Below are 8,416 nucleotides of genomic sequence, written 5' to 3'. Positions count from 1 at the left end.
GGGGCGGACCTTCATCGCCGCGAGGCAGGGGCAGGCGTCGAACAAAGCTGAACAAAACCCGTCATGGACCCGATTTCGTGAGGGTGGCGCCAGGAGTGAACGCTGCCGCCTCTCCGCTTTCAAGCCTTGAGGCGGCAACGTCGATCACGCGGGCTTGCTCACTTTCGGCAGATCGACCATGAAGGTCTGGCCCGGCTGACTGCACCCGGCGTCACAACAGCGCCCAGGCTGCTTGTTCTTGCTGATCGCCCGCGTGTCGTCAGCCAGCACGCCGCGATCCAGCAGACGCTCGACCAGCTCGACCTTGTTGCCGACCGGGTAGTGGCGCCAGATCTCCTGCTTCAGCGCAGTCGGCGAGCCGCCGCCGTGCAGGCTTATCAGCGAGTACCAGCCCCCCTGGTAGGAGGCGGTGAGATCCTCGATGAAGCGTGACACCTCGATCCGCTTGTCGTAGGGAACGCTCGGGTTGGCGCGCAGCACTTCGGCAAGCGTGGCAGCGGTCGCCGGGTTGTGGTCCTCGTCGGGGCCGGGCAAGGCGACGATCAGGCCGCCAGAGACTTCGTGCGCGAGCCGGTGCATGTCGTAGATCTGGGTCGAGAGCAGCAGCTTGCCGATGTTCGAATACACCGGCTCGGGCATGAAGCTTCTTGAGTGCGGGTCCTGCACCGCATAGACGCTCGCCGCCACGCCGCAGGCGTAGAAACCCTCGGTGATCTTGATCAACTCGACCATTGGGTCGCGCAGGTTGGCCTTCTTGTCCGGATCGAGGCCGTTCGCTTCGCACATCAGCGCTCCGGCGCCGATCAGCAGATCGCCGAAGCCGGCGCGCGCAGCGATGCAACTGTGGCGGTGGTGGGTCGCGTAGTTGTAGGTGACGTCCCCCGAGAACTCCCATTCCCCGGCGAGGAACACCCGCTCCCACGGCACGAAGACCTTGTCGAAGATCACCACGCCGGTCGATTGGCCATACTTGCGTGAGAAGAGCGGTGCGCCGTGCTCTGGCTTCTCGCCGGGACGTCCGGCCGGCCGGGCGACGATGGTCACCCCCGGCGCATCGACTGGCACGGCACAGCACAGCGCGAAATCCTTGTCGTCGGCGCGCATGTTTCGCGAAGGCATGACCAGGAACTCATGCACGTATGGTGCGCCGGTAACGATGGCCTTGGTGCCAGTGATCACGATGCCCTTGGTGTTGCGCTCAACCACATGAACATAGACGTCCTGGTTCAGCTGCTGGCTGGGGCGCTTGCTGCGGTCGCCCTTGGCGTCGGTCATCGCGATGCCCAGTGTCAGATCCTCATCCTGGACGCGCTGGAGATAGGAGGCGAACCTGGCGCGGTACTCCGTCGAACCCTTAGCGTCGTCCAGCTTGGCCATGGCCTGGCCGATGCCGTTGAGGGCGTCGTGCGCGAGGTAACGCTGCGCGCAGCCCGTCTCCTGGCACAGCACGCGGATCGCTTCGAGCTTGTTGAGCAAGTCGCCGGCCGATTCGTTAATGTGCAGCATCCGGTTGACCGTCTTGCCCGACACCGACTGCTTCGCGAGCATCAGCGGCGCCAGCGCCGGGTCGTGCGCGAAGTCGTAGGTGACCGCCAGGGCGTTGATCCCGGGTTGCAGAGAAGGCGCATCGGCGACGGACTCGATCCGTTGTCCATCGACATAGACGGTGGGTTTGTACTTTCTCAGGGACTCCCGGTACTCCTGACCGTCCATCAAACCGCTGGTGAGCGTGGCTGACATGGCGACTCCTCTCTGGTGGCGTGCTTATGAAATTGAACAGTGTTCAATTATTAGGCCAGTGTAGAATTCGTGTCATGCCTAAGTCAACGATTGCCCGTAACGAAGGAGCCGGCGCTCGCACGACGCCGGGCGAACCGCGCGCGCGCCGCGAACGCACGCTCAATGAGGCGCGCCGCACGCTGATCCTCGATGCTGCGCGAGCTGCGTTCTTCGAGCTCGGCCTGGATGGCGCGAGCCTGCGCGAGATCGCCAAGCGGGCGGGCTATACCCCAGGCGCCATCTACAGCTACTTTGCCAATCTGGAAGAGATCTATGGCGCCCTGCTGGGCGAATCCCTGCAACGCCTGAACGCGGTCGTCGCTGCCGCCGATGTGCGTTCCGGCGCGCCCGCTGAGCTGTTGCGGGCCAAGGCCCGCGCCTTCTACACGTTCTACCGCGACAACCCGAAGGAGCTGGACCTCGGCTTCTACCTGTTCAATGGGGTCAAGCCCCGGGGGCTGACGCCCGAGCTGAACCAGACGCTCAACGAACAGTTGATGGCGGCCCTGCGCCCCGTCGAGCTTCAGCTCACGGCATTGGGCCTGCGCGTCGACGAGGCCATCGCCGAGACCACAGCCGTGTTCGCGCACATCGTCGGTGTGCTCGTGCTGAACAACACCGGGCGCATCCGCCTGTTCAAGCAAAACCCGGACACGCTCTTCGAGCGCTACATGGACGCCCTCCTCGCGCGCCTCCCTGCACCACGCACCTGAGCACACGCAAACGCCTCGCCAGGGGCTTGCACGCCAAAAAGAACTGAACTATGGTTCACTCGCTGAATTAAAGTTCACTTCATCATGGCCTATCGCAAGACCGAACGCGTCGAGGCACGCCTCGCCGATAACCGCAAACGCATCCTGGACGCTGCCCGCCGGCTGGTTTCCGAGGGGGGCTGGAGCGAGGCACAGATCAGTCACGTCGCCTCCGCAGCCGGGATCGCGACCGGCTCGGTTTACCGCTACTTCCCCTCCAAGGCGGACCTGTGCGTCGAGGTGCTGTCGGTCGTGTCGCAGCGCGAGGTCGATGTGCTCGAGGCCATCGCCAACAACGCCGAAGCGGCTTATCAGACCCTGCATGTGGCGGTCTCGGCCTTCGTCGAGCGTGCGATGCGCAACCGGCGCCTGGCCTACGCCTTGATCGCCGAGCCCTGCGACCGCGAGATCGAGGAGGCGCGGTTGGTGTATCGCCACGCCATCAGCAAACAGATCATGCGCATCGTCAAGGACGGCCAGGCCTCGGGTGACTTCCGCGCCGACCTGGACCCCAGCATCGCCGCCACGGTGATCGTGGGCGGCTTCATGGAAAGCCTTATCGGCCCACTCTCGCCGCTCAACACCGATTTCGACCGTTCGGGCAGCGAGGGTCCCGAGGCCGTCCATGCCCTCGCAGGCCAGATCGCCGAAGTGTGCTGCGCGGCCGTCGCGGTCTACCCCGACAAGATCGCTTCACTCGACACCCACCAGAGGAGACACGCATGAACGCACCCAACCCTGCCCAGAGCGTCCTCAAGACGAGCCCCGACCGCTATTCGACCCACGTCGTCAAGAACCAGGCGGCGATGCCGAGCGGCTTCAACGCCTTCGACGACGACGTTGTGCTGAAGGCCGCCATCGAGCGCGAAGCGCCGTGGGCGGCTTCCCGCTGCGCCGCCATCGGCCAGCTGGCGGGCGACGACGCGGTGCAGGAGCTGGCGCGACAGGCCAACCGCAATATTCCCGAGCTCAAGACCCACGACCGCTTCGGCAACCGTATCGACTGGGTCGATTTCCACCCGACCTGGCACGAGCTGATGTCGCTCGCCTGGCAGCACGAGGTGCCGACCCTGTCGTGGACGAGCAAGGAGAAGCATCCGCACTATGCGCGCGCGGTGCTCTCCTACCTGTGGAACCAGGTCGAGCAGGGCACCGGCTGCCCGACCGGCATGGCCTATGCCTCCTACGCGGGGTTCAGCCACGAGCCCGCGCTGAAGATCTGGGCCGAGAAGTGCTTGGGCACGGTCTACGAGAACAGCCGCCGCGAAGTGGGCGACAAGCCTTCGGTGGTGATCGGGTATGCGATGACCGAGAAACAGGGCGGCTCGGACCTGCGCGAGACGCAGACCACGGCGGCGTTCTCGCACACCGCCGACTACCACGGCGCCACCGCGCACTGGTACGAGCTGACCGGCCACAAGTGGTTCTGCTCCGTGCCGCAGTCGGACGGCTTCTTCACGCTGGCCAAGGTCAATGGCGGCGTTACCTGCTTCTTCCTGCCGCGCACGCTGCCCGACGGCAGCTACAACCGCTTCTTCATCCAGCGACTCAAGGACAAGGCAGGCAACCGTTCCAACGCGGGCAGTGAGGTCGAGTACAGCGGCACGCTGGCGATCCGCGTGGGTCAGGAAGGCGCTGGCATCCGCGAGATCATCTCCCACTCGCACCTCACCCGCCTGGACTTCGCCGTGGGCTCCGCCGGCCTGATGCGCCAGGTCCTGACGCTGGCGCTGAACCACGCCACCACCCGCAATGGCTTCGGTTCCAGCCTGGCCAAGCGCCCCATGATGGCCAACGTGCTGGCCGACATGGCGGTGGAAGTGGAGGCCGCCACCCTGATGGCGCTGCGCATCGCCAAGGCGACCGATTACATCGACGCCGATCCGCAGAAGAAGGCCTTTGCCCGGGTGACGACGCCGATGGCGAAATACTTCAATTGCTCGCGCGTGGTCGCGGTCGCCAACGAAGCCTTGCAGTGCCACGGCGGCAACGGCTTCGTCGAGGACGGCCCGATGGCCCGTCTCTACCGCGAAGCGCCGCTCAACAGTGTGTGGGAAGGCACGGCAAACATGATGTGCATGGACGTGCGCCGGGCCATGCTAAAGGACGCGAGCTGCCGCGACGCCCTGTTCGCCGAACTGGCTGACGTGCGCGGGCAGGATGCGCGCTTCGATGCCTACGTCGGTGCGATGGGGCCGGTGCTCGACGCCATGCTGGAGGACGAGTTCTTCGCCCGCCCGGCGTCCGAAGCAATCGCCCGCTCGCTGCAAGGCGCCGAACTGCTGCGCCACTCGACGCCCGAGGTCATCGACGTCTTCATGAAGACCCGGCTCGGCGGCAGCATCAACAGCTGGGGCGCCATGTTCGGCACCCTCGGGCCGGGTGTGAGCCAGGCGCAGGCGGACATCATCGTCGAGCGCGCACGCGTCAAGCGCTGAGCTTCTTCCGTTCGCCCCGCTTCTCGCGAGGCCCCTCCGCCTGCAAAGGCGAGGGGCCTCGCGTTCGTTCTGGCTGAATGCGCGCACCGCACGGTCTCGTGCGGCGCAAATCCGAAAACGAAAGTTATAGAACATCGCAGTTGCTGCTCTTCGCAGCCACCGTGCTGCCCTTGGTCTGCACACCCGGTCCCGACCTGCTGTTCATTGCCAGGTCTCGCCGGCGGGCCTCAGGGCGCCTTGCGCGCCAATGTCGGAGTGATTGCGGGTTACGTCGCGCACGCGGTCCTGGGCGCGCTAGGCGTTGCCGCCGTGGTGGCCACCTCGCCGTGGCTATTCGAGGCACTGCGCTGGACCGGCATTGCATACCTGAGCTATCTCGCCATCCAGATGCTGCGCTCGGCCTTGAAGCCAGGCAACCTTGCACTGCACGCCAGCCCGCGACCCGCCTCGCTGTGCAAGGGTTTCCTGACCAGCTTTCTCAACCCGAAGGGCTTGATGGTCTACTTCTCCATCCTGCCCAACTTTATGACTGTCGGTGACGACGTGGCCGTGCAAGCGCTTGCACTCTCAGCGGTCTTAGTTGCCCTGTGCGCCGTGGTGTATGGGATGGTGGGCTACGTCGTCGCGGCATCGGGAGCATCCGGCGGCGTCAATGGACGTGCTCGTCGGATCATCGAGGGGTTTGCCGTGGGCATGCTTGCGCTTGTGGCTGTGCATGTGGCGCGGCCTTGAGGGTCCAGGCAATCTGCCAAGCTGGCGTGCGGGTCGTAGGCTCGAAGGTCTAGGTCCGGCCATCAGCTGCCGCACGTCGTTCCGACAAGGTGGCCGTTCGAAAGACTCCTTCGGTCGGAGACCGGCTGGATCCCTGCCCCCAGACTCTGGCCGAATCGGCAACCAACTCGCGCGGCCAGACGAGCCGCTTTCCCAAAAGGCGAGAGCGCATCCGATAGCGCCTCGTGATGCGCAAAGTCCCCCCGTCGCCCTTCGACGACGGGCTGGATTCAGCCCCTATTCCGCGAGCTTGCGCATCTCGCAGATCAGGTCGGACTTGCCCTCGAAGCCGATGCCGGGCAGCTCGGGCAGTGTGACGTAGCCGTTCTCGACCTTGACCCCATCGGGGAAGCCGCCGTAGGGCTGGAACAGGTCGGGGTAGGACTCGTTACCGCCCAATCCGAGGCCTGCCGCGATGTTGAGCGACATCTGGTGGCCACCGTGCGGAATGCAGCGACTGGCCGACCAACCATGCTGCTTGAGCATGTCCAGGGTGCGCAGGTACTCGACCAGTCCATAGCTCAACGCGCAGTCGAACTGCAGCCAGTCGCGATCGGGGCGCATGCCGCCGTAGCGGATCAGGTTGCGCGCATCCTGCATCGAGAACAGATCCTCACCGGTCGCCATCGGCTTGTCGTAGTAGTTGCGCAGCGTGGCCTGCAGTTCGAAGTCCAGCGGGTCGCCCGGCTCCTCATACCAGAACAGGTCGTATTGCGAGAGCGCCTTGGCGTACTGGATGGCGGTATCCAGATCGAAGCGCCCGTTGGCGTCCACCGCCAGCTTCTGGCCGTCCTGCAGCACGCTCAGGATCGAGTCGATCCGGCGTAGATCCTCATCCAGCGATGCGCCGCCGATCTTTTTCTTGACCACCGTGTAGCCACGATCAATGTAGCTGCGCATCTCGTCCTTCAGTTTCCCGTGATCCTGGCCGGGGTAGTAATAGCCACCGGCGGCATACACGAAGATCTTGCGATTCGCCTGGCTGTCGCCATATCGATCGGCCAGCAACTGGAAGAGCGGTTTGCCTTCGATCTTGGCCACTGCATCCCAGACCGCCATGTCGATGGTGCCGATTGCCACCGAGCGCTCGCCATGGCCGCCCGGCTTTTCATTGGTGAACATGCAGTTCCAGATCTTGTGCGGGTCCAGATTGTTGCCGGTGGCATCGATCAGGTTTTCCGAGTCGGCTTCCAGGATGCGTGGAATGAAACGCTCGCGCATCAGGGTGCCCTGGCCATAACGGCCATTGGAGTTGAAACCGTACCCGATGACCGGTTTGCCGTCGCGGATCACGTCGGTGACGACGGCCACGAGGCTGAGCGTCATCTTGCTGAAGTCGATGTAGGCGTTGCGGATCGGGGAGCTGATCGGAACGGTCTTCTCGCGAATTTCCACTATTTTCATCTGCGTCTCCTTGAGGGCTCGAAGCTGGTAAGTCAGCTCCAGTGACGCTAGGATAGTTATAAGCGTCGCCCTCATGTTTCAGCCTGAAATGAGATCACTATTAAGTAATGCTTAAGACTGCAAGCCTCTCCGAGCTCGAGTTCTTCGTGCTGCTGAACCGGCTGGGTAGCTTATCGGCGGCCGCGCGGGCGCTCGACATAACGCCCCCGGCCGCCACAATGCGCTTGGCGGCGATGGAAAGGCGTATCGGCGCGCGACTGCTCAATCGCAGCACGCGCAAGATCAGCCTGACGCCCGAGGGGGAGATCTACCTCCAGCATGCGAGCCGCCTGATCGAAGAGCTGCGGGAGCTGGACGAAATCGTCTCGGGGAACGGCCTCGCGCCGCGCGGACGCCTACGCGTCAACGCGCCGCTCGGATTTGGCCGGACGGTGATCGCGCCGCTCGTCTCGACCTTCACCGCCCGGCATCCCGATGTCGAGGTGCAACTGGAGGTCACGGATCGTCCGATCGATCTGATCGAGAAGGGCTTCGACCTCGCGGTGCGGTTTGGCGAGTTGCCGGACAACCGGATCAATGCGCGCCGGATCATGTCGAATCGGCGCTTTCTCTGCGCCTCGCCCGCCTACTTGGAACAACACGGCACGCCGAGGAAGCTCGACGATCTGACCCGGCACCGCTGCATCGTCCATCGGCAGAACGACGATGCGTACGGCGTGTGGCGCTTCCTCGTCGACGGGCGCACCGAGATCGTCAAGGTCCATGGCGCCCTGTCCAGTAACGATGGCGACATCGTCCAGGGCTGGGCGCTTGACGGTCAGGGCATCGTCATTCGTTCGGAGTGGGATGTGATCAAGCACCTGGAAAGCGGCCGGCTGCGGCGACTTCTTCCCGAGTTCACACTGCCGAGCGCGGATCTCTACGCCTACTACCCGAGCAAGAAGAATCTGCCTGCCCGGGTCAGGACGTTCATCAATTTCCTGGTCGAGCAACTGGCGAGCGAAGCGGCATAGCCGATCGGTATATCGCGCTGCAATCGCAGACAGTTTTCGTGTGGAGATAGCGCCTGCTCTCCGAATCATGCAAGTAATTTCGCTTGCGGGTTGCCGAGGATGTACACGAGAAGCTTTATCGGTATCCTGCGCGCCAGGACTTGACGCGAAGATGGCCGGGCTGCTGCTCGTGAGTGACCGCGTCGAGTGGCGGCTTCGCCCAGCGGGACTAAACCGCTCGCGCGGTAGGGGTGTGCTGAACCGCTCGTGACGAGCATCG

At 64.1% G+C, this 8,416-nt stretch carries 8 protein-coding genes; 5 read left to right on the top strand and 3 right to left on the bottom strand.

The genetic code is table 11. The features are described from left to right. Nucleotides 1-144 precede the first annotated feature (144 nt). Nucleotides 145-1,740 carry a 4-hydroxyphenylacetate 3-hydroxylase family protein gene (locus PLC66_RS21450; RefSeq protein ID WP_138861354.1) on the bottom strand — a complete coding sequence of 532 codons (1,596 nt, stop codon included), beginning with the start codon at nucleotides 1,738-1,740 and terminating at the stop codon, nucleotides 145-147. Nucleotides 1,741-1,814: 74 nt separating this feature from the next. Here PLC66_RS21450 and PLC66_RS21445 point away from each other — a divergent pair, with 74 nt between their 5' ends. The 4 genes from PLC66_RS21445 to PLC66_RS21430 all read left to right on the top strand — a co-directional run bounded on the left by PLC66_RS21445 (nucleotide 1,815) and on the right by PLC66_RS21430 (nucleotide 5,701). Continuing rightward, nucleotides 1,815-2,492 (top strand): TetR/AcrR family transcriptional regulator, encoded by a 678-nt coding sequence (locus tag PLC66_RS21445; RefSeq protein ID WP_138861359.1) that lies wholly within the window; start codon nucleotides 1,815-1,817, stop codon nucleotides 2,490-2,492. An 84-nt stretch (nucleotides 2,493-2,576) separates the two neighbouring features. After that, nucleotides 2,577-3,257, top strand: a complete 681-nt coding sequence (locus PLC66_RS21440; RefSeq protein ID WP_138861353.1) for a TetR/AcrR family transcriptional regulator — start codon at nucleotides 2,577-2,579, stop codon at nucleotides 3,255-3,257. Beyond that, nucleotides 3,254-4,969 carry an acyl-CoA dehydrogenase family protein gene (locus PLC66_RS21435; protein WP_138861352.1) on the top strand — a complete coding sequence of 572 codons (1,716 nt, stop codon included), beginning with the start codon at nucleotides 3,254-3,256 and terminating at the stop codon, nucleotides 4,967-4,969. The genes PLC66_RS21440 and PLC66_RS21435 overlap by 4 nt, the downstream gene beginning before the upstream one ends. 204 nt (nucleotides 4,970-5,173) lie before the next feature. Beyond that, a complete protein-coding gene (locus PLC66_RS21430) occupies nucleotides 5,174-5,701 on the top strand; it encodes a LysE family translocator (RefSeq protein ID WP_324544226.1) in 528 nt (175 codons plus the stop codon). Between the two features lie 276 nt (nucleotides 5,702-5,977). Here the strand turns inward: PLC66_RS21430 and PLC66_RS21425 are convergent, their stop codons facing one another. Beyond that, nucleotides 5,978-7,144 (bottom strand): mandelate racemase/muconate lactonizing enzyme family protein, encoded by a 1,167-nt coding sequence (locus tag PLC66_RS21425; protein WP_324544225.1) that lies wholly within the window; start codon nucleotides 7,142-7,144, stop codon nucleotides 5,978-5,980. 107 nt (nucleotides 7,145-7,251) lie between these two features. On the opposite strand from PLC66_RS21425, the gene PLC66_RS21420 reads away from it, so the two are divergent. Beyond that, on the top strand, nucleotides 7,252-8,157 hold the full coding sequence (locus PLC66_RS21420) for a LysR family transcriptional regulator (RefSeq protein WP_324544224.1): 906 nt from the start codon (nucleotides 7,252-7,254) through the stop codon (nucleotides 8,155-8,157). A 65-nt stretch (nucleotides 8,158-8,222) separates the two neighbouring features. Here the strand turns inward: PLC66_RS21420 and PLC66_RS21415 are convergent. Further along, nucleotides 8,223-8,416: hypothetical protein (locus PLC66_RS21415; protein WP_324544223.1), on the bottom strand; the 194-nt coding region annotated here is incomplete at its 5' end.

It is taken from the genome of Thauera sp., from assembly GCF_035444905.1.
Taxonomy (GTDB): Bacteria; Pseudomonadota; Gammaproteobacteria; order Burkholderiales; family Rhodocyclaceae; genus Thauera.
This window is presented reverse-complemented; position numbering and strand designations above follow the sequence as displayed.